Genomic DNA, 20,465 nt, shown 5'->3' with positions numbered 1-20,465 from the left:
GTTGGTTCGGGGCAACAAGGGGGCAAATCGCCGATTGGCACTTTTTTGCACAGTGCAAACCGGCTATTATTCCGCCTCTTAAAAACAGCCACAAAATGTATACCCAGGGGGGGCCGAGTGAGTATCAAGTCCGACAAGTGGATTCGCCGGATGGCCGAGCAGCACGGCATGATCGAGCCGTTCGAGGCCGGCCAGGTGCGCCAGAACGGCAGCGGTGAGCGGTTGATCTCCTACGGCACCTCCAGCTACGGCTACGATGTGCGCTGCTCCGGCGAGTTCAAGATCTTCACCAATGTGCATTCCGCCACCGTGGATCCGAAGACCTTCGATGAGAACAGCTTTGTCGACGTGGAGGGGGACTCCTGTGTGATCCCGCCCAACTCCTTCGCGCTGGCGCGTACGGTGGAGTACTTCCGCATCCCGCGCTCGGTGCTGACCATCTGCCTGGGCAAGTCCACCTACGCCCGCTGCGGCATCATCGTGAATGTGACGCCGCTGGAGCCGGAATGGGAGGGGCACGTGACCCTGGAGTTCTCCAACACCACCAACCTGCCGGCCAAGATCTATGCCCACGAGGGTGTGGCGCAGATGCTGTTCTTCGAGTCCGACGAGGTCTGCGACGTGTCCTACAAGGATCGCGGCGGCAAGTACCAGGGCCAGCGCGGCGTGACCCTGCCGCGGGCCTGAGCCCGCCTCCCGGGCCGCAGTGCCGGCCCCTGTATGCCGATGAATGAATCTTCCCCCAACCCGCTGCCCGACGCCGTCGATGTCCTGGTGATCGGCGCCGGCGCGGCGGGACTGATGTGCGCGGCCACCGCCGGGCAGCGTGGCCGCCGTGTGCTGGTGCTGGACCATGCCAATAAGGTGGGCAAGAAGATCCTGATGTCCGGCGGCGGCCGCTGCAATTTCACCAACCTGTACACTGCGCCGGAAAACTTCTACAGCGAAAACCCGCACTTCTGCAAGTCGGCCCTGGCCCGTTACACCCAGTGGGATTTTATCGCGCTGGTGGAGCAACACGGCATTCCGTATCACGAGAAGACCCTCGGCCAGCTGTTCTGCGACAACAGGTCGAAAGATATCGTCGACCTGTTGCTGGCGGAGTGTCGCGCGGCCAGAGTGCAGGTTCGCACACGCTGCGATATAGAATCGATCGTCGCGGAAGAGGGCGGCTATCGGCTGGAGACGGGTCTGGGCAGTGTGCGCTGCGAGTCCCTGGTGATCGCTACCGGCGGCCTGTCGATCCCGACCATGGGCGCCACCGGCTTCGGCTATGATATTGCGCGGCAGTTCGGGCTCGATATCGTGCCCACCCGCGCGGCGCTGGTGCCCTTTACCCTGCACGGGCGCCAGTTGGAAAGCCAGCGGGAACTGCCCGGCAGTGCGCTGGCGGTTACCGCCCGTTGCGGCGATGGTGCCTTCAGCGAGCAGATGCTGTTTACCCACAAAGGCCTCAGCGGCCCGGCGGTACTGCAGATATCCAGCCACTGGCGCGAAGGGCAGAAGGTAAGCTTTGACCTGGCGCCGGGGGTCGACCTGTGCGAATGGTTACAGCGGCAGCGAGCGGAAAAGCCGGATACCCATTTGCACAATGTACTGGCGGAGCTGTGGAGTAAAAAGCTGGTCCAGTATTTTCTGCAGCGCCGGCGGCTAGAAAGCCGGCCGCTGAAGCAATACAGTGAAAAAGCGCTGGCGGAAACCGGCAAGCAGTTGCAGAACTGGCAATTGGTGCCCGCCGGCACCGAGGGTTACCGCACGGCGGAAGTGACCCTGGGCGGAGTCAATACCGATGGGGTTTCGTCCAGGACCATGGAATGCAAGCAACAGCCGGGGCTCTATTTTATCGGCGAGGTGCTGGATGTGACCGGCTGGCTGGGCGGGTACAATTTCCAGTGGGCCTGGGCTTCGGGGCATGCGGCGGGTGAGGTGGTGTAATCCCGGATTCCGCTGCGCTCCATCCGGGCTACGATACTGACGTTTCGCCGGCGTGTTGGTGTACACGGCGCATCCTGCGGAAAATTGCCTGCGGGGCAGGCTCCTACACGGAGATTCGGGACATGGGCGATGTAGTTCCCTTCAAGAAGAAGACCGCGTGGCAGAAACACAAGGGCAAAAGCCTGTGCCGCGAGGGTTTTCACAAGTGGGTTGTGGTAACCGAGCGCAAATTTGATGTGAGGCAGGGCAAGCTGGTGACAGAATACCGTTGCCAGCGCTGCGGCAGGGAAAAAACCAGACTGTTGTAAAAAACGGGGGACCCGCAAGCGGATTCCCCGTTTTCTGGTTGTGGCCGGTTAGCGGCGTTCGTAGACGCGGCGGCCGTGCCGGTCGTAGTAGTAGCGACGTTTCTTCTCGCGGTCGTAGAGCCAGCCCCCGGCGCCGCCGAGAATGGCGCCCGCCGCGGTGGCACCGGCGTCACCGCCGCTGATCAGGGCCCCGGTCACTGCACCGATACCGATACCGGAACCGACGCGGCGGTCGGTATCGCTCATATTGGCGCAGCCCACTGTGGTCAGACTGGCCGCGAGCAGTGAGGCCAGCCCCATACGTCTGACGGATTGAATTCGCATAGAAACTCCCGCTAATGCGTTGCTCTGGGATTACCCGCGCAAGTGTATGGTGGTGGAAACCCATCGACGAAAATTTTTTACCCCGAACGGGAAACCCGCATGTTGGAGAAACAGGACCTGTTGGATATCGCCCGCACACCCATGCCGTTCGGCAAGTACGCGGGGCGGGTGCTGATCGATCTGCCGGAAGAGTATCTGCTCTGGTTTGCCAAAAAGGAATTCCCGGCCGGACGCCTGGGCAAGCTGATGGCTCTGACCCTGGAGATAAAGATCGAGGGCCTCGAGGGATTGGTAAAGCCGCTGAAACAGTAGCCGTTCCCGAGTGGCGTAGCCCGGATGGAGCGCAGCGGAATCCGGGGGACGCTGCAAAAAGTTTGGAACCGCGCCGGCGGACACTAATATAAAAGTACCTGGGTAGGAGCAGTCCCCGAAGGAAAAGGGGAGCAAGAAGAAGCGGTCCGCAACGGGAGACTGGACTGACCCGTAAATAGACCCACAGCGGGTGACCACTGGTCTGAAACGACTTCAGCGAGGTGAACAGCGGGAGTAGAGCCAGTCAGCTTCGTAAGAGGGAGCGGTCGAAATGAATTCGGCCGCTTTATTTGTTTGTGTCTTTTGTCCCCCTTGCCCCCCTAACCCTTCCAGCGCCCCCAGTCGGGAAAGCTTGGCGCCAAATTGTGACCAATAAGTCATTTTCGACATTGCACTGTGCCCGGTGTTTATCGCACGCTTCGGGCAAAGCCATCAGTAAATACCAGCAATAGTACCAAATGTGCTGAGGCGGACTTTGCAGGCCGCGAACGCTTTTGAGGCACCGGTACATGCCGGTAGACCGGCTTGCCCAACGTTGGTGCCTGCCCCGATCCCTGCCGGAAAGCGGTCACCAATACCTCTCTCCAATAGCTCTCCCCAATACCTTCCCCCACCTCCCCCGTCCCTTCTGTAAAGCTAACCATTCGGACAGGTTTTTTGGCACGATTGTTGCTTTGTCGATCTGATGTTGTCCTTGTGGTCAACATTCGGAAAGTTTTAACTTTGGTGTCACATTTCTCCCAGAGAATAGCGCCGCATGGACTTCCGTCCCCACAGCTACGACGGAAAACGATAAATACCAAATTACAACGACGGTCGTTGTCCCAGGCCATCTGACCAATGAGGAGAACTACATGAAACGCAGCTCTTTTCCGCGTGGACTCTTATCCGCTGCGGTGATCTCGACGATGGGCGTAGCGCCCATGGCCCTCGCCCAGGAAACCAGTACTGCCATCCGCGGTGTCGTGACCGATGCCGATGGCCAGCCGGTGGATAACGCCAGGATCATTGCCATTCATACCCCTTCCAACAGCCGTCGTGAAATTCTCTCCAGTGAATCCGGCCGCTTCAGCCTGAACGGCCTGCGCGTGGGCGGACCCTATACCGTGCGTGTGGAGTCCGAAGAGGGCGAAGAGGTATTGAACGACATCTACCTGACCCTGGGTTCCCCCCTGACCCTGCCCATCGACCTGGGGGATGCGGGGATCGAACTGAACAGCGTCGAAGAGGTGGTGGTCACCGCCGAGGCACAGGTTTACACCAACCGCGGTTCCAGCGGTGTCTTCGGGGAAGACCAGATCGCCAACTCGGCCACCTTCAACCGCGACCTGAAGGATGTGATCCGCTCCAATCCGCTGGCCGTGGTCAGCCCGAACGGTGTCGAGCTGAGCATCGCCGGCAGCAACCCCAAGTACAACTCGCTGACCGTCGACAGCGTGGGTATCAACGATACCTTCGGCCTGAACGATAACGGTTATCCCAGCGCCCGCCCGCCGATCTCGCTGGATGCGGTGGAGCAGATCTCCATTGAGTACGCCCCCTTTGACGCCCGCAAGGGCAACTTCGCCGGCGGTAATATCAACGCCGTGACCAAGTCCGGTACCAATGAATTCCACGGCAGTGCCTTCTTTGAATCCGTGCCCTGGGCGGGTACTGCAAAAGACGACCGGTTGCCGAGTGACGGTTCGGTAACCGAGTACGATATCGACAACGAGGAGGAAACCTACGGTGTCTCCTTCAGTGGTCCGCTGGTGCAGGACAAGCTGTTCTTCTTTTCTTCCTATGAAAAATGGGAAGAAGAAGTCGCGTTTGACTACAACCTGGACACACTGGCAAATCACGATGTCACTACCGAGGAGGCGTCGCGCGTACTGGGCATCATGGAAGATGTCTACGGCTTGAGCGATTCCATCGGTTCCGCGCCGTCCCCCGATGAAGACGAGAAGCTGCTGGTCAAGCTGGACTGGAATATCAGCGACAACCACCGCGCGGATTTCACCTATAGCAACCAGGAAACCCGCTCCGCCCGGAATTACACCGAGTACAGCGATACCCTGAACCTCTCGTCCAATCTCTGGACCCTGGCCCAGGACACCACCTACTACACCTCCCACCTCTTCTCCGACTGGAGCGACGCCTTCAGCACCGAGGTAAACCTGTCCTACAAGGAGTATGAACAGGCTTCCCTGACCAATTCGAACTGGGGCGAAGTCAATATCCGCACCGACAATGGCTCTATCGTTGCCGGCCAGGATGAGAATCGCCAGGCCAACATACTGGCCAACGAGGTGTGGAACTTCGGTGTGCACGGCATTTACACCGCGGGCGGTGTCCAGTACCGCTTCGGTGCCGAACTCGAGGATACCTGGAACTACAACGTCTACGGCCGCGACTCTGCGGGTACCTGGGGCTTCGACAGCATCGATGATTTCGAAAACCAGGTCATATCGAGCCTGGAGTACAGCAACGCCTATACCAACGATGTCCAGGATATCGCCTACGATGTCGACAGCACCAAATACTCCCTCTACGGCGACGTGACCCTGGAGCCCTTTGCGGATTTCGAACTGGTCGCGGGCCTGCGTTACGAAACACTCAGTGTCGGCAGCACGCCCAACCGCAACAGCAACTTCGAGGAAACCTACGGTTACGCCAATACGGAAGACCTGGACGGCCGGGATATCTGGCTGCCGCGGGTGGGCTTTACCTGGGACCTGCGCGAAGACCTGACCCTGCGCGGTGGCGTCGGCCGCTTCAGCGGTGGCATGCCGCTGGTATGGGTATCCAACGCCTACACCAATGACGGTACCACCAAGGATGCCTCTTATTTCACCAGCCTCGATCCCAGTACCGTGGATTTCACCCGGGTTCCGCAGGTGGCCATGGACGACCTGGCTCCGGGAGCCGGCAGTACCAACAATATCGACCCGGATTTCGAACTGCCGTCCGACTGGCGCTACCAGCTGGCCGCGGACTACGCCTTCGACATCCCGGGTCTGGGCAACGACTTCAACTGGAGCACCGAGCTGACCTATGTGGATCGCGAGAACTCTGTCTACTGGCGCGACCTGTCGCGGGTCGACAGCGGCGAGCGCACACCGGACGGCCGTATTATCTGGGACAATATCTATAACGGCACCGAGTTCGAGGGCAACTACGACCTGGAGCTGACCAACGTCGACAACGGTGGCCGCAGTGTTATCTGGAGCACCGCGCTGGACAAGGTGTTCGACAACGGGCTGTCTTTCAACCTGTCCTACACCCACCAGGACATCACCGAGGTCAACCCGGGCACCAGCTCCACGGCGGAATCCAACTACCAGTACGAAGTGGTGGAAAGCCGTGGCGTACCGCTGGAGGGCACCGCCTACTACGAGATCGAGCACCGCTTCGTGCTGAACCTCGGCTACCAGACCGAGTTTGTGGAGGGCTATGCTACCAATTTCAACCTGTTTATGGAGCGTCGCTCCGGGCGTCCCTTCTCCTGGACCCTGGGTTCCTACCAGGATGGCGGCCTCGGCGACCAGCCGAGCTTTGACGACTCCGACGTCTACCTGGCCTATATTCCCTCCGGCGCCGACGATCCGGCGGTGGATTTTGAAAGCGGCCTGAGTTACGACGAGGTCATGGCGATTGCACAGGCGGCGGGCGTGGCCGGTTCCGCCGGCGGCTATACGGACAAGTACTCCGACAATATGCCCTGGGTCACCACCATGGACCTGGCCATCACCCAGGAAGTGCCCGGCTTCATGCCGGAGCATCGCGGGCTGGTCTACCTGACGGTCGACAACTTCGCCAACCTGTTGAACGATGACTGGGGCAAGGTGTACGACATCGAGTATCCGCAGCAACTCCTGTTCGACTACGACGTCAACGACCAAGGTCAGTACGTCTACTACGAGCCTTTCGGCGGCCTGAATACCAAAAACTACAGCCGCTTCCAGACGGAAGAGTCCACCTGGCGCGTGAAGCTGGGATTGAGATACAACTTCTGATCAATGTATCGGAAGCTGATCCGGAGCCGGCGCCCTGCGCCGGCTTTTTTGCTTGCAGACCCGGGACCGCGAAATTCCGGGGCTCCGCAGAAGAACAGTTGCAGTAAACAGAACGGGAGTGACCGTATGATCACGAGAAGACAATATCGGCAGGGCGGAAGCCTGTCCGCAGCGCTGTTGGCAATGGCCGTACTGTGGCTGGGCCTTGCCCACAATACCCTGGCAGCCCAGGATGGCGAGACCATCCGGCTGACCCTGCTGCATACCAATGACAACCACGGCCGTTTCTGGCCCAACCAGTACGGCGAATACGGCATGGCTGCGCGCAAGACCCTGGTCGACAGGATCCGCGCGGAAGTGAAAGCCGACGGTGGCTACACCCTGCTGCTGTCCGGCGGCGATGTGAATACCGGGGTGCCCGAGTCCGACATGCAGGATGCCGAGCCGGATTTCCGCGGCATGAGCCGTATGGGATATGACGCCATGGCAGTCGGCAACCACGAGTTTGACAACCCGCTTGGGGTGATCAGGAAGCAGCAGGGCTGGTCCAGTTTCGACTTCCTCTCGGCCAATATCTACGACCGCGACGGCCAGCGGCTTTTCAAGCCCTACAGGATTTTCAACAAGGGCGGTATGCGCATCGCGGTTGTCGGCCTGATTACCCAGTCCACCAGTTATATCGGCAACCCGGAATACGTCGAGGGGCTCGACTTTGTGCTACCGGAAAAGGAGATGGCCCAGCTGTTGCCGAAACTGGAAGAGAAAGCCGACCTGGTGATCGCGCTCACCCATATGGGCCACGACATGGAGGCAATCGGCACTGATGTGGCCCTCGCCAGGGCGGTAAACGGTATCGATATTATTGTCGGTGGCCACTCCCAGCAGCCGGTATGTATCGACAAAAAAGGTGAGCTGGTTGCGGATTACCGACCCGGAGAGCCCTGCAAGCCCGACCATGAAAACGGTACCTGGATAATGCAGGCGCACGAATGGGGCAAGTATGTCGGCCGCGCGGATCTGATTGTCGGAAGGGACTCCGTCGAACTGGTCGATTATCGGCTGGTCCCCGTCAACCTGAAAACCGGGAAGGGCGAGGAGCGGCAGTATGTCCAGGCCAGTATCTCCCCGGATGTGGAATTACAGGCATTCCTGAAGGATTACCAGGACAAGGGGGGCGCCGCCCTGCGCGAGGTCATAACCCGCGCGGAAGAAACCTTCGATCGCGGCGACAGGCGCGAAGCCTCCAATGTCAGCCCGCTCGGCAGTATGATTACCCGGGCATTCCAACAGTTCGCGCGAGCGGACATCGCCATTACCAACAGCGGCGGCATCCGGGACAACCTGTACCAGGGCGAGGTCACCGTCAAGTCGCTGATGCAGGTCATGCCATTTGCCAATACCATCGGTTATGTGGACCTCAACGGCGAGGAACTGCGCCAGTACCTGCAGGCGGTCGGGTTGTTGGATGGCAACCGGCGGGGGATCCAGTACACCGGCCTATCCTTCCGGGAGAACGGCGAGCTTGTTATCGGTTCGGAAAGCCAGCCCCTGGATCCGCAAAAGGTTTATCGGCTGGCCACCAACAGCTTCCTGGCCGCGGGTGGCGACGGCTATCCGCCGCTGCTGGAGAAGCCCACTTACGTGAACAGCGGGGTTGTGGATTTTACCGCGGTGCAGCAATTGCTGGCCGGGCGCGAGAGCATAACGCCAGCGGATTTCTGAAGTGCCGCCCTCCATCTCCGGGGGCGTCTGGAGCCGGCGTACCTTTCTGTGGTGTGTCCTGTGCTGTGTCCTGTGGTGCGTCGCATCCGCTCGGGGTTGTGACGGAATCCGGGGATTGCCCGCTTCGGTCCGGCGCGTGAAACCGTTCAGCCGGGCTATTTAAGCACCCCGTGCAGGATCATGCGGCTCACGTCCTCGATCGCCTCCTCCCGCTGCGCTTTCGTCAGGCGCTTGTTGCCGTTCAATATGCGGATCTGGTAATCGTAGTCGGCGTAGTACTGGGTCGTGGCCCAGATCATATTGAGCATGCTCTGCGGGCTGACCGCATGGATGCTGCCGTCGTCGATCCAGGACTGGATCCGCTGCAGCACCGTGTCGTCCCAGGTGAGCAGCGCCTTGCGGATCTCCCTGCCCATCACCGGGCCGCCCTGGATCACCTCCATGGCCCACATCTTGGAGCCCTTGGGGCGGGTAAACGAGTGCTCCATTTTCGCGCGGATATAGGAGCGCAGTACTTCCCCCGGGTCCGACGAGCGATTGAAGATCTCCGCGTCCTTCTGCCAGCCCTCGAGGACATCCCGCAGCACCACGGTGTAGAGGTCCTGCTTGGTCTTGAAGTAGTAATGCACATTGGCCTTGGGCAGGCCGGCCCGGTCGGCAATTTCCTGGGTGGAGGTGCCGTTGAATCCCTTTTCCGAAAACAGCGCTTCTGCCGCGGCGATGATCTGGCGGGTGTTGGCTTCGCGAATACCCGACTTCCTTGCTGTGCCGGGCTTTTTCTTCTCTGGCATATCTCTGGGGCGTACTGGCAATTGACTGCGGGCCATTCTCTCACAGGCGACCCCCGGGCGGCTATTTGGCGGTGCCGAACAGGCGGTCGCCGGCGTCGCCGATGCCCGGCAGGATATATCCGCTGTCGTTCAGCTCCCGGTCCAGGGCGGCCGCGTAGACAGTGACGTCCGGGTGTTCGGCCGCTATGGTGGCCAGCCCCTCGGGCGATGCCAGCAGGCAGACAAAGCGGATATTCCTGGCACCGTGGCTCTTTATCTTGTCGATGGCGGCGCAGGCGGAATGCCCGGTGGCCAGCATCGGGTCAACCACCAGGCACAGGCGGTTGGAAAGCTGCTTGGGCGCCTTGAAGAAATATTCTACCGCTTCCAGTGTCTCGCTGTCCCGGTAGAGGCCGATATGGCCGACCCGCGCCGAGGGCACCAGTTCCAGCAGCCCGGACAGCAGTCCGTCCCCCGCGCGCAGTATGGAGAAGAAGCAGAGCTTCTTGCCGGACAGCGTCGGTGCTTCCATTTCCTCCAGCGGTGTCTCGATATTCTTGCTGCTGAGAGGCAGGTCCCGGGTTGCCTCGTAGCCCATCAGCAGGCTGATCTCCTTCAGCAACAGCCGGAATTTGCCGGCGGTTGTATCGCGATCCCGCATGATCGTCAGCTTGTGTTGGATAAGGGGGTGGTCAATCAGGACGAGGTTTTCACTCATTGTTCTATACCCTTTTTTATGTCAGTTATTGTCGGCCCGCAGGGGGTGATACTCGAGAGCAACATCCGCGGCAAAGGAAGAGAGCAGGGTGGCCAGTAACTGCCGCTGGCTGATATCGGCTGTCGACTCCACCAGTACACAGCGGGCCAGTTTTGTAAAAGCTGCCGGCAGGGCGCCGGGGCCAAGTGCCATGCGCATGTTCGACAGTGCGGCGTGCAGTGGTGACAGTCCCGGGTTGTGCGCGGCATTCTCCGCGTAGCTGCCGGAAAATACCGAGCCGTCTTCGAGTTGCAGTGCGCAGCCAGCGCGGTTACCCGTGTAGGGCGCATAGGAAAAGCGCGCGGCTTCCAGGGCGTCGAGAAACAGCGGGTCGGCGCCATCGATCGCGGATGGCAGTGTGGCCGGGGCATCGTTCACCGCCATCATGTTGCCTTTATGACCGAGATCGGTGGGGCCGAAGGCGCCGGGCAGCAGCGCGGCTGTATCGGTCTCGCAGTAATCGCGTCGGGCACCGTCCGGGAAAACGACTCTCAGCGGGCGGGATTCGGACAGCTCGTGCAGGAACTGCCGGCAGAGGCCGCAGGGGGGCGCGGAGACTGCCAGGCTGGAAAGACCCGGCTCGCGACTGTTCCAGGCGTTGGCCACTGCGGCCTGTTCCGCGTGCAGGCTGTAGCAGAGGGCGCGTCCGGGAAATTCCATATTGGCGCCCAGGTAGAGCTGCGCATAGCCGTGGGAGTCCTCGCGGGTGCCGCGCGCCACCGCGCCGACCGGATAGCGGGATACCGGGGCCACTCCATAGGCGGCCGCCACCGGTACCAGTCGCAGCATCAGTTGTTCGACATCGATCTCCAGGGCCTCGCAGGTATGGCGCACCACCGCCGCACTGATGATGCCGCCATTGCCGGCGGCCCGCCCTATAGTGGCACGAAGCCGTCCGGGAAAATCCTGCAGTGCTGTCTCGGTCGTCGGGGAATTTTCTTGCATGTTGTTGGTTGTTGCCGGGTTACAGGGAGACGAAGAACCCGGCCAGCGCCGCGCTCATCAGGTTCGCCAGGGTGCCGGCCAGTACGGCTTTCAGTCCCATGCGGGCAATCTCCGGCCGGCGCGACGGCGCCAGGCTGCCGAGACCGCCCAGCAGTATGGCGATGGAGGAAAAATTGGCGAAGCCGCAGAGTGCAAAGGTGACCACGATCTGCGCGTGGGGGGACAGGGCCTCCTTGTGATCGATGAAATCCGCGTAGGCGACAAATTCGTTGAGCACCAGTTTCTGCCCGATCAGGCTGCCGGACGTGATGCTCTCGGACCAGGGAATCCCCAGCGCGTAGGCGATGGGAGAGAAAATGGTGCCGAGGATGCCCTGCAGTGTCACGTCCGGCAGCCCGAACCAGCCGAAAATACCGCCGATAGCGCCGTTGATCAGCGCGATCAGCGCGATAAAGGCGATCAGCATGGCGCCGATATTGACTGCCAGTTGCATACCGCTCAGTGCGCCGCTGGCCGCCGCATCAATCACGTTGGCCGGCCGCTCGCTGTCGTCGAAGACGATATTCTGGTTGGTATCCTGCAGGCTTTCCTGCTCCGGGACCATCAGCTTTGCCATCAACAGGCCGCCCGGTGCCGCCATAAAGCTGGCCGCAATCAGGTATTTCAATTCCACGCCCATGTTCGCGTAGCCCACCAGCAGTGAACCGGCAATGGAGGCCATGCCACCCACCATGACCGCAAACAGTTCCGAGCGGGTCATGCCGGCAATGTAGGGGCGGATAATCAGCGGTGCTTCGGTCTGGCTGACAAAAATATTGGCGGTGGCGGAAAGGGATTCCGTGTGCCCGGTTCCCATTACCCGGTGGAGGAAGGTACCGATGATGCCGACAATTCTCTGCATGATGCCCAGGTAGTAGAGCACGGCCACCAGGGAGGAGAAAAAGATCAGGACGGGAAGCACATTGAAAGCAAAAATAAAGCCGAGCTTCTGCCGGCCGAGATCGCCGAACAGGAAGGCGATACCGGCATCGGCATAGTCGATAACATGCTGTACCCCTTCCGATAGTGAGGCCAATGCGGCCTGCCCGGCGGGTATATAGAGCACCAGGGCGGCGAAGCCGGCCTGTATCGCGAAGGCCGCGCCGACCGTGCGCGGCTTGATGGCCCTGCGATTTTCGGAAAACAGGATCGCAATTGCCACCAGGGCAAGCATACCGATCAAACTCATATAAGTGCCTGCTGGAGCTGTGCACCGGAGCGGGGAGGGCAGCTCGGTTTATTCGTATAGGCCTCGGCACACCGCCTGGAAATTATCAGAAGCAGATTATCCGGTCAATTTGCCCGCTTCCGGAGTGCCCCGGAATCACTGGGCCCCGGGGCTCCGAAGCTGCAAAAAGTGGACCAACTGGTTAGGATTGAACTATGATATTCCGATCGGCAAAAACACCGCAATAAAACTGCAACAACAGGACAAGTACAATAATGCTGGCTCAGGAAATCATTCATGCCAAGCGCGAGGGCGGGATCCTGTCCGCGCGGCAGATCGAGTTTTTCATCGAGGGCATGGTGAATGACAGCATCACCGAGGGCCAGGTGGCCGCGCTGGCGATGGCGATCTTCTTCCGCGGCCTGGAGCGCCCGGAATCCGTGGCGCTGACACGGGCGCTGCAGGGGTCCGGCACCACCCTCGACTGGTCGGCGCTGGACCTGCCGGGGCCGGTGGTCGACAAGCATTCCAGCGGTGGTGTCGGCGACAAGGTCAGCCTGATGCTGGCCCCGATGCTCGCCGCCTGTGGCACTTTCGTGCCGATGATTTCCGGCCGCGGCCTCGGCCACACCGGCGGTACCCTCGACAAGATGGACAGTATTCCCGGCTACAACACCAGTCCGGATATTTTCACCTTCCAGCGGGTGGTCGAGCGGGCCGGCTGCGCCATCGTCGGCCAGACCGCGGAGCTGGCTCCCGCCGACAAGCGCCTCTATGGTATTCGCGATGTCACCGCCACGGTGGAATCGGTGCCGCTGATTACCGCCTCCATCCTGTCGAAAAAACTCTCCGCCGGCCTCGACAGCCTGGTCATGGATATCAAGACCGGCAGCGGTGCCTTCGCCGACAATTTTCCCATGGCGGTGGAATTGGCAAACAGTATCGTTGAAGTCGGCGAGGGGCTGGGCCTGCCGATCTCTGCGCTGATTACCGATATGTCGCAGGTACTCGGTCCCAGCGCGGGCAATGCACTGGAAGTGCGCGAGGTGATCGACTATCTGCGCGGCGACTTCCGCGATCCGCGCCTGCACCAGGTGGTGGTGGCACTGGGGGCGGAATTGCTGCAACTGAGCGGCCGCGCCGACGGGCAGCGGCAGGGTAGTGACATGATGGAGCGGACCCTGGACGACGGCTCCGCCTGCGAATATTTCAGCAGGATGGTGGTGGAACTGGGCGGCCCGGCGGATCTGCTGGAACGGCCGGACAAACACCTGCCCGCGGCGCCGGTGGTGGTATCGGCTTACCCGGAAGGTGCCGGCACCATTGCCGAAATCGATGTGCGCGCGGTGGGCAATGCCGTGGTGGAGTTGGGTGGCGGTCGCCGCCGCGCCTCGGATCCGGTGGATCACCGTGTAGGCCTGAGCGATATCCGCGCGCCCGGCGACAGCGTCAACACCGATACACCGCTGGCGATGATCCACGCTGCCAGCGAAGCGGATGCGGAGCGGGCCGGGGAGCGGCTGCGCCGGGCATTCCGCCTCGGCGATGCCGATATAAAATCGCGACCGGTGATCCTGGAGCGGTTCGGCGGGCGCGGGGCTAACTGACATGTCCGCGATGGAAGCGCCTGCGAGCCCAAGTGCACCGCGCGCCTTTATCCTGGTGATGGATTCCCTCGGTATTGGCGCCACCGCCGATGCCGCGCGTTTCGGCGACGCCGGTGCCAATACCCTCGGCCATATCGCCCGGGGCTGTCACCGCGGGCAGGGCGACCGGGACGGATTGCGCCGCGGCCCGCTGGCCATTCCCAACCTGCTGCGCCTGGGGTTGGGGCATGCGCTGCAAGAGTGCACCGGTGCCCCGGTCGAGGGCATCGAAATGCCGCCATCGGTCACCGGTGCCTATGGCCACTGTGCCGAAGTCAGTGCCGGCAAGGACACTCCCAGCGGCCACTGGGAAATCGCCGGCCTGCCGGTCGAGTTCGACTGGACCTGTTTCCCCGACACGGTACCCGCGTTTCCCGAAACCCTGAGCGACGAACTGGTCCGCCGCGGCCGCCTGCCCGGTATTCTCGGCAACTGCCACGCCTCCGGCACGGCGATTCTGCGGGAGCTGGGCGAGGCGCATATCCGCAGCGGCAAACCGATCGTCTACACATCGGCGGATTCGGTATTGCAGATCGCTGCCCACGAGACCCATTTCGGCCTCGAACGCCTGCTGTCGTTGTGCGAGATCGCCCGCGAAATGGTGGATCCGCTGAATGTGGGCCGGGTCATCGCGCGACCCTTTGTCGGTGACAGCGCCGACACTTTCGCGCGCACCGGCAACCGCCGCGACTACACCACGCCGCCGCACGGGCCCACACTGCTGGATGCGCTGCAGCACGGCGGTGGCGACGTGGTGGCGGTGGGCAAGATCCGCGATATTTTTGCCGGCCGCGGGATTGGCCGCAGCATCAAGGTTCACGGCAATATGGCATTGTTCGATGCCACCCTCGAGGCCGCGCGCGAACAGCCGCACAAACCGACGCTGGTATTTACCAATTTTGTCGATTTCGACACTCTCTACGGTCACCGCCGCGACCTGCCCGGTTACGCCGCCGCGCTGGAGGCCATGGACCGGCGCCTGCCGGAGCTGGAGGCGCTGCTGCGCCCCGGCGATATCGCGGTGATCACCGCCGATCACGGTTGCGATCCCAGCTGGCCCGGCAGTGATCACACCCGCGAACATATCCCAGCGCTCTTCTTCGGCCCCGGTGTTTCGCCCGGCAGCCTGGGCCTGCGCCACAGCTTTGCCGACATCGGCCAGACCCTGGCCGGGTTTTTCCGGCTGGCGCCCCTCGGCAGTGGCCAGTCTTTTTACCCACAGTTGAACCCGAACGGAAGGTGACGCCTATGAAGGCTGCGAATAACGTGCTGCGGGACGCACACAACGCCGCCGGGAGCCGGCGGCCAAGCCGGAAGCAGGAATCCCCTGCGACTGCGGGGCAGGTCGCCAACCCGGGCGTCGCCTTTACACCCGGATGGCTGGCGGATATCCGCGTCAACCGCAGCGCCGCCGAACGGCGCATCGCCTCGTTGAGCGCGCGCCGCTCGCTGACGGAAAACTGGCGCGCCGCCTGGCTGGTGAAAGCGATCAGCTGCATCGACCTGACGACGCTATCCGGCCAGGATACCCCCGGCCACGTGCACCGCCTCTGTGCCAGGGCGCGCATGCCACTGGCGCCGGCACTGCAAAAAGCGCTCGGAATCGAATCGCTGCAGCTCACCTCCGGCGCCGTCTGCGTCTACCACCAGATGGTGGAAACCGCAGTGCGTGCCCTGCACGGCAGTGGTATTCCCGTGGCCGCCGTGTCTACCGGTTTTCCCGCCGGCCTGTCGCCGATGGAAACCCGCGTCGCGGAAATCGGGGCCTCGGTCGCCGCCGGTGCGCGGGAAATTGATATTGTTATTACCCGCGCCCAGGTACTGAACGGCGACTGGGAATCCCTCTACCGGGAGATCCGGGCCTTCCGCAACGCCTGTGGCGATGCCCATATGAAAACCATTCTCTCCACCGGCGAGCTGGGCAGCCTAAACAATGTCGCCCGCGCCTCGATGGTGGCGATGATGGCCGGCAGCGACTTTATCAAGACCTCCACCGGTATGGAATCCACCAATGCGACACTGCCGGTGAGCCTGGTGATGTTGCGCGCGATCCGGGACTACGAAGCGCTGACCGGATACCGGGTGGGTTTCAAACCCGCCGGTGGTATCTCCACCGCCGAGGCCGCGCTCAGCTACCTGGTGCTGGTCAAGGAAGAGTTGAGGGATGCCTGGCTGACACCGCAACTCTTTCGCTTCGGCGCCTCCAGCCTGCTGGGGGATATCGAGCGGCAGTTGTCGCGGTTTGTGTGGCCATAGGTGGAGTGCCCGCGGTGACGCCCCTAAGCTTCCTTATTGACACTGCGGGCCCCAAAGTTAAAACAGTGGAAATCTCCTTATGCAGGTCGCGGAAATTTTTAGCACCATGAGCTATGGCTCCGTCCCGGAAAGTACGGCAAAAATTGATTTCTGGCTGAAAAGCCACCGGGACGGCTTCGGGCTTTTTATCAATGGCGAATGGGTGAATACGACGGAAAATTTCGACAGCGTCAACCCAGCCAATGGCAGATGCCTGGCCGGAATCGCCGCCGCCAGCAGCGACGACGTGGATGCCGCGGTGCAGGCCGCGCGCGCGGCACAGCCGGCCTGGGAAGCACTGGGAGGCCGTGGTCGCGCCCGTTATCTCTACCGTCTCGCACAGTTGTTGCAGAAGCGCGCACGCGAATTTGCCGTACTGGAATCCCTGGATAGCGGCAAGCCGATCCGCGAAGCCGGCGGTGTGGACATCCCCCTGGCCATCCGCCAGTTGCATCACCATGCCGGTTGGGCGCAGCTGATGGAGACGGAATTTCCCGGCCAGTACGCCCTGGGTGTCGCCGGGCAGATTGTTCCCGATAGTTCCCCACTACTGGCGGCCATGCAAACAATTGCCCCGGCGCTGGCCGCCGGCAACGGTGTGGTGCTGAAACCGGCGGAGCGCACCAGTCTTACCGCACTGATGTTTGCCGAGCTGTGTGAGGACGCCGACCTGCCACCGGGTGTAGTCAATATTGTGACCGGCGACGATAAGGCCGGCGGATACGTGGTGGATCACCCGGGGATCGACGCGATCGCTTTTGCCGGCTCCGCAGAACAGGGACGCGATATTCGCAACCGCGCTGCCGGTAGCGGCAAAAAACTGAACCTGGAAGCGGTCCTAAAACTCCCGTTTATCGTATTCGAAGATGCGGACCTGGATGCGGCCGTGGAGGGACTGATGGAGGCCGTCTGCGGCAACCGGGGCCTGGCGGGTATACAACTGCTGGTCCAGGAGGGAATCGAACAACGGGCCATCGACAGGGTCCGCGCACGCATGGAAAAACTGCGTGTCGGCGATCCGCTGGATAACAATACCGATCTGGGCGCGTTCGACCCCGCCTGTCGCGAGCACATCGCCAGACTGGTGGAGCAGGGCGTGGGCGACGGCGCCGACCTATGGCAGGCGGGTTCCGACGACCGGCAAGAAAGTGGTTGTTATCCTCCGACACTGCTGGGCGGTGTCGAGCCGACCAATATCGTCGCCCGTGAGCCGATCCCCGGGCCGGTGGTCACGGTCACCAGTTTCCGCTTGCCGTCCGAGGCGGTGGAACTCGCCGGCGGCGGCCCCGCCGCCAGCCTCTGGTCGGAAAATATCAATCGCGCCCTGGACGTGGGGCCACAACTGAAAGTCGCCGAAGTCTGGATCAATAGCGGCAACCCGTGTGACACCGCAGCCGATGCAGGTCGCGATGGCATTGAAGAATACCTGCGCCCGCCATTCGAACTCACCGATACCGAATCCGCACCGGCCGCTGCCGGTATGGCCACGGTGGCCGATGCGGCAGCCGTTGCCGCCCCACCGCCCGAGGCCAGGCACTATATCGACGGCGGGCAGGTATCGCCAGAAAACGGCGAGTTCATGGCGGTCACCGATGCCGCCGGCCGAACCTGCGGCTACGTCGCCGAGGGGAATCGCAAGGACATCGACAGGGCCGTGCGGGCCGCCTCCAGGGCCGAGGGCTGGAGCCGCAGCAGCGGTTTCGACCGCGGGCAGAGACTCCGCCAGTTGGCGGACAGCCTGCACGACCGACAGGCGGCATTGATTGCGCGGTTGGAGCGCACCACTGGCGTCTCCGGCGAGGCGGCCGTTCGCGAGTTCGAGACCGGCCTGAGTCGCCTGTACACCTACGCCGCCTGGGCCGATAAATTCGGGGGCGCGGTACAGTTGCCTTCCCGCGCCGGCCTTGTACTGACCGTCAATCAAGCCCTGGGGGTGGTCGGGATCGGCTGTCCGGATCGGCTGCCGCTGTTGTCGCTGGTCTCGTTGCTGGCGTCGGCGCTGGCAGCCGGGAACCGCGTGGTACTGGTGCCTTCGGAAAAATGCCCGCTGGTTGCAACGGATTTCTTTCGGGTTCTGGAAACCGCGGAGATTCCCGCGGGTGCGGTCAATATCGTGACCGGCGCGCGCGACGCACTGACGCAGGCGCTTGCCGAACACGAGTGGGTGGATGGCCTCTGGTGCTTCGGCCATGCCGCCGGCTGCAGATCGGCGCAGCAGACCGCGACCCGCACCGGTAAACGCGTCTTGGCAGGCAATGGAAGCGTTCCCGACTGGCTCTCCCGCGAGGCGGGAGAGGGACGGTATTTCCTGCGCGCAGCCTGTCGGGTAAAGAGACTCTGGATTCCCTGCGGCGACTAACGGGATTGACTGACGCGCGCCTTTGCAACTGCCTGTCGCCACCGGGAAAGGGCGCTTACTGTCCCCAGATAGACTCTACATATTCCGGGTGATCGATAAAGGGATTGCGATTGCCCTGGAAACTGTAGGCCGCCTCGTTGCGGTCCGACTCCCACTGGCTCACCGGGTCGGCGTTGTGCCAGTCGATCAGCAGTTGCAGCGCCCAGTCCTCGAACACCTGGTCGCTGGAACCATCCAGCATGGCGTCGCTATAGTTGCTGTTGTTTTGCCAGCCGGCAATCATGTTCTGGTAGCGGGTGGCCATATAGAAATAGGCCCGGGCCAGGTCGCCCTTGAACTCGTCGATGGGCTCGAACACCGTGCCGGTATAGCCCTGGCTGGACTGGCCGCTGCCGAGCCTGCTGCCGTTGCTGGATACCGCGCTGGTGGTGGCCACTTCGCCATAGGGGTAGCTGCTGCGGATGGCATTGACGTAGCCGTCGGAAGCGAAAATATGATGCACGTCGGTATTCATCGGCGCCACGGCACCGCCAAACCAGGAGCGCGGGAAACTGTGCTCGCGGTTGTAACAGTCGCCCTCACCGCTGTAGTTGCCGCACTGGTCGCTGACGGCAGTATAGTGATAGGGATCGCTGCCGCCGGGATTTTCCGAATAGATATCCAGGATGGAACCGTCCTGTTCGTAGTAATAGTCCAGGTCATTGGCCGCATAGAAGTCCCACAGGTCGCCGTAGCTGCGCGCGTTGTGACCGCGGACGATATTGTGTAGCGCCGTCTTCAGGGTATAGCCACTCAGCCCGTCGGCGGTATCGTAGTAGCTGCCGCCGCCGCTGGAGCCACCGCTACCCGAACCGCCACCCGAACCGCCGCTACCGCTGTCTCCCGGTTCAAACGCATCCACGTAAACGACTTCCGAGCCGTCGAATCCCGACCGGTCGTAGAAGCGCAGCCCCACTTCGATGGTGCCGCTGCCGCTAGGTGTAAAGCTGTAGCTGAGCTGCTGCCACTGGCCCGTCTGCGTATAGTCGGTGTAATTCCGGTAACCGTTGACATAGAGCCGCGCGGCGGTGCTGCCCTCGGTGTGGTAGAGCCACACGGAAAAATCGTAGGTCTGTCCAGCGCTGACGCTGACTGTCTGGCGCAGGTCCGTCGACGACTGGGTGCCCGTCATTACCGTTACCGCCGCCGCCGAGCTACCGCTGTAAACTGTGGCGTTGGTCCGTTCTACGTCGATACCGGAGTCGATCGTGGTCCAGCTGTCGGGGCTGCCGCCACTCCAGTTTTCAAAGCCACCGTTGGCTACATCGGCATTCGCCCACTGGCTCAATACCGCTGAAAATAATAAAGCGCCTGTGTATTTATACATTGCTATTGTCCTGCTAATGAATCTCTCGGGAACCGTGAGACTTCCCTCGGGTTACCGCTACAGCGCTGGTTGATCCGCGGGGTGTCCTGACAGGTTGTTGAAAAAAAGTTCTCCCGGGTTTTTCATCCGATATTTACGACACGGGACTGCCAACCCTCCACGAAAAACCAAACAATGACGTGCTCGATTTACGTTCCGGCCTTGCATGAGCACACCCGCGGGTCGAGCCCACTTCTGCCCGAGAACCGATCAGTTTCCAGGCAGCTGCGAAGCCGTTGCTGTGCTGCGTGGCGGGCATTGACAGTGGGTCGCTCGCAAAGTTATGAGGCCCCGGAAGTGTCGTCAAGCGGACATCGAGCAACGAGATCGATCGCGGGGTCTGAAGTACAGTAACGTGCGTATATGACAATATTTAGAGTGTTTCGGATACTATGGTTTCACTGCTACCCGCATTGATTGCTCTGCTGGTATATAAACTAATAATGAGTCTGGATTTCCTATGTCAACAGAATTTTGGCCGACAG

Annotated in this window: 16 protein-coding genes; 10 read left to right on the top strand and 6 right to left on the bottom strand. The window is 61.6% G+C overall.

The annotated features are described in order from the left end of the window. Nucleotides 1–117 precede the first annotated feature (117 nt). From dcd to MWN76_RS00530, 3 genes are all read left to right on the top strand, one after another. Nucleotides 118–687, top strand: coding sequence for a dCTP deaminase (dcd, locus tag MWN76_RS00540; RefSeq protein ID WP_250458516.1), 570 nt, complete (start codon nucleotides 118–120; stop codon nucleotides 685–687). Between the two features lie 39 nt (nucleotides 688–726). After that, a complete protein-coding gene (locus tag MWN76_RS00535; protein WP_250458515.1) occupies nucleotides 727–1,935 on the top strand; it encodes a BaiN/RdsA family NAD(P)/FAD-dependent oxidoreductase in 1,209 nt (402 codons plus the stop codon). 122 nt (nucleotides 1,936–2,057) lie between these two features. Next, nucleotides 2,058–2,243 carry a hypothetical protein gene (locus tag MWN76_RS00530; protein ID WP_250458514.1) on the top strand — a complete coding sequence of 62 codons (186 nt, stop codon included), beginning with the start codon at nucleotides 2,058–2,060 and terminating at the stop codon, nucleotides 2,241–2,243. Between the two features lie 48 nt (nucleotides 2,244–2,291). Here the strand turns inward: MWN76_RS00530 and MWN76_RS00525 are convergent, their stop codons facing one another. After that, the gene (locus tag MWN76_RS00525) at nucleotides 2,292–2,567 is read right to left on the bottom strand and encodes a hypothetical protein (RefSeq protein WP_250458513.1); all 276 of its coding nucleotides are present in this window, start codon (nucleotides 2,565–2,567) and stop codon (nucleotides 2,292–2,294) included. Nucleotides 2,568–2,666: 99 nt separating this feature from the next. On the opposite strand from MWN76_RS00525, the gene MWN76_RS00520 reads away from it, so the two are divergent. From MWN76_RS00520 to ushA, 3 genes are all read left to right on the top strand, one after another. Further along, complete coding sequence (locus MWN76_RS00520; protein ID WP_250458512.1) at nucleotides 2,667–2,879, top strand: DUF3820 family protein; 213 nt, start codon at nucleotides 2,667–2,669, stop codon at nucleotides 2,877–2,879. A gap of 854 nt (nucleotides 2,880–3,733) precedes the next feature. Further along, nucleotides 3,734–6,874 carry a TonB-dependent receptor gene (locus MWN76_RS00515; protein ID WP_250458511.1) on the top strand — a complete coding sequence of 1,047 codons (3,141 nt, stop codon included), beginning with the start codon at nucleotides 3,734–3,736 and terminating at the stop codon, nucleotides 6,872–6,874. Nucleotides 6,875–7,000: 126 nt separating this feature from the next. Next, nucleotides 7,001–8,596 (top strand): bifunctional UDP-sugar hydrolase/5'-nucleotidase UshA, encoded by a 1,596-nt coding sequence (gene ushA, locus MWN76_RS00510; protein WP_250458510.1) that lies wholly within the window; start codon nucleotides 7,001–7,003, stop codon nucleotides 8,594–8,596. Nucleotides 8,597–8,751: 155 nt separating this feature from the next. Here ushA and MWN76_RS00505 read toward each other — a convergent pair whose 3' ends face one another. The 4 genes from MWN76_RS00505 to MWN76_RS00490 all read right to left on the bottom strand — a co-directional run bounded on the left by MWN76_RS00505 (nucleotide 8,752) and on the right by MWN76_RS00490 (nucleotide 12,296). Then, the gene (locus MWN76_RS00505; protein WP_250458509.1) at nucleotides 8,752–9,387 is read right to left on the bottom strand and encodes a TetR/AcrR family transcriptional regulator; all 636 of its coding nucleotides are present in this window, start codon (nucleotides 9,385–9,387) and stop codon (nucleotides 8,752–8,754) included. A gap of 61 nt (nucleotides 9,388–9,448) precedes the next feature. Further along, nucleotides 9,449–10,084, bottom strand: coding sequence for a uracil phosphoribosyltransferase (upp, locus tag MWN76_RS00500; RefSeq protein ID WP_250458507.1), 636 nt, complete (start codon nucleotides 10,082–10,084; stop codon nucleotides 9,449–9,451). A gap of 21 nt (nucleotides 10,085–10,105) precedes the next feature. Beyond that, nucleotides 10,106–11,068 carry a cytidine deaminase gene (gene cdd / locus MWN76_RS00495; RefSeq protein WP_250458506.1) on the bottom strand — a complete coding sequence of 321 codons (963 nt, stop codon included), beginning with the start codon at nucleotides 11,066–11,068 and terminating at the stop codon, nucleotides 10,106–10,108. 19 nt (nucleotides 11,069–11,087) lie between these two features. Beyond that, nucleotides 11,088–12,296, bottom strand: coding sequence for a NupC/NupG family nucleoside CNT transporter (locus MWN76_RS00490; protein ID WP_250458504.1), 1,209 nt, complete (start codon nucleotides 12,294–12,296; stop codon nucleotides 11,088–11,090). Nucleotides 12,297–12,550: 254 nt separating this feature from the next. Between MWN76_RS00490 and deoA the strand changes: the two genes are divergently transcribed. From deoA to MWN76_RS00470, 4 genes are all read left to right on the top strand, one after another. Continuing rightward, nucleotides 12,551–13,882, top strand: coding sequence for a thymidine phosphorylase (gene deoA / locus MWN76_RS00485; RefSeq protein WP_250458502.1), 1,332 nt, complete (start codon nucleotides 12,551–12,553; stop codon nucleotides 13,880–13,882). 1 nt (nucleotide 13,883) lies between these two features. Further along, nucleotides 13,884–15,164, top strand: a complete 1,281-nt coding sequence (locus MWN76_RS00480; protein WP_250458500.1) for a phosphopentomutase — start codon at nucleotides 13,884–13,886, stop codon at nucleotides 15,162–15,164. 5 nt (nucleotides 15,165–15,169) lie between these two features. Further along, complete coding sequence (gene deoC, locus MWN76_RS00475; RefSeq protein ID WP_250458498.1) at nucleotides 15,170–16,177, top strand: deoxyribose-phosphate aldolase; 1,008 nt, start codon at nucleotides 15,170–15,172, stop codon at nucleotides 16,175–16,177. A gap of 106 nt (nucleotides 16,178–16,283) precedes the next feature. After that, complete coding sequence (locus tag MWN76_RS00470) at nucleotides 16,284–18,575, top strand: aldehyde dehydrogenase family protein (RefSeq protein ID WP_250458496.1); 2,292 nt, start codon at nucleotides 16,284–16,286, stop codon at nucleotides 18,573–18,575. A 55-nt stretch (nucleotides 18,576–18,630) separates the two neighbouring features. On the opposite strand, the gene MWN76_RS00465 is transcribed toward MWN76_RS00470, so the two are convergent. Next, entirely contained in the window at nucleotides 18,631–19,941 is a 1,311-nt protein-coding gene (locus MWN76_RS00465) for an endonuclease (protein ID WP_250458494.1), read from the bottom strand. Nucleotides 19,942–20,465 lie beyond the last annotated feature (524 nt).

Source organism: Microbulbifer litoralis, assembly GCF_023634065.1.
Classification (GTDB): Bacteria; Pseudomonadota; Gammaproteobacteria; order Pseudomonadales; family Cellvibrionaceae; genus Microbulbifer; species Microbulbifer litoralis.
Note: the sequence above shows the minus strand (reverse complement) of the source record. Positions and strands in the feature narration are given on the sequence as shown.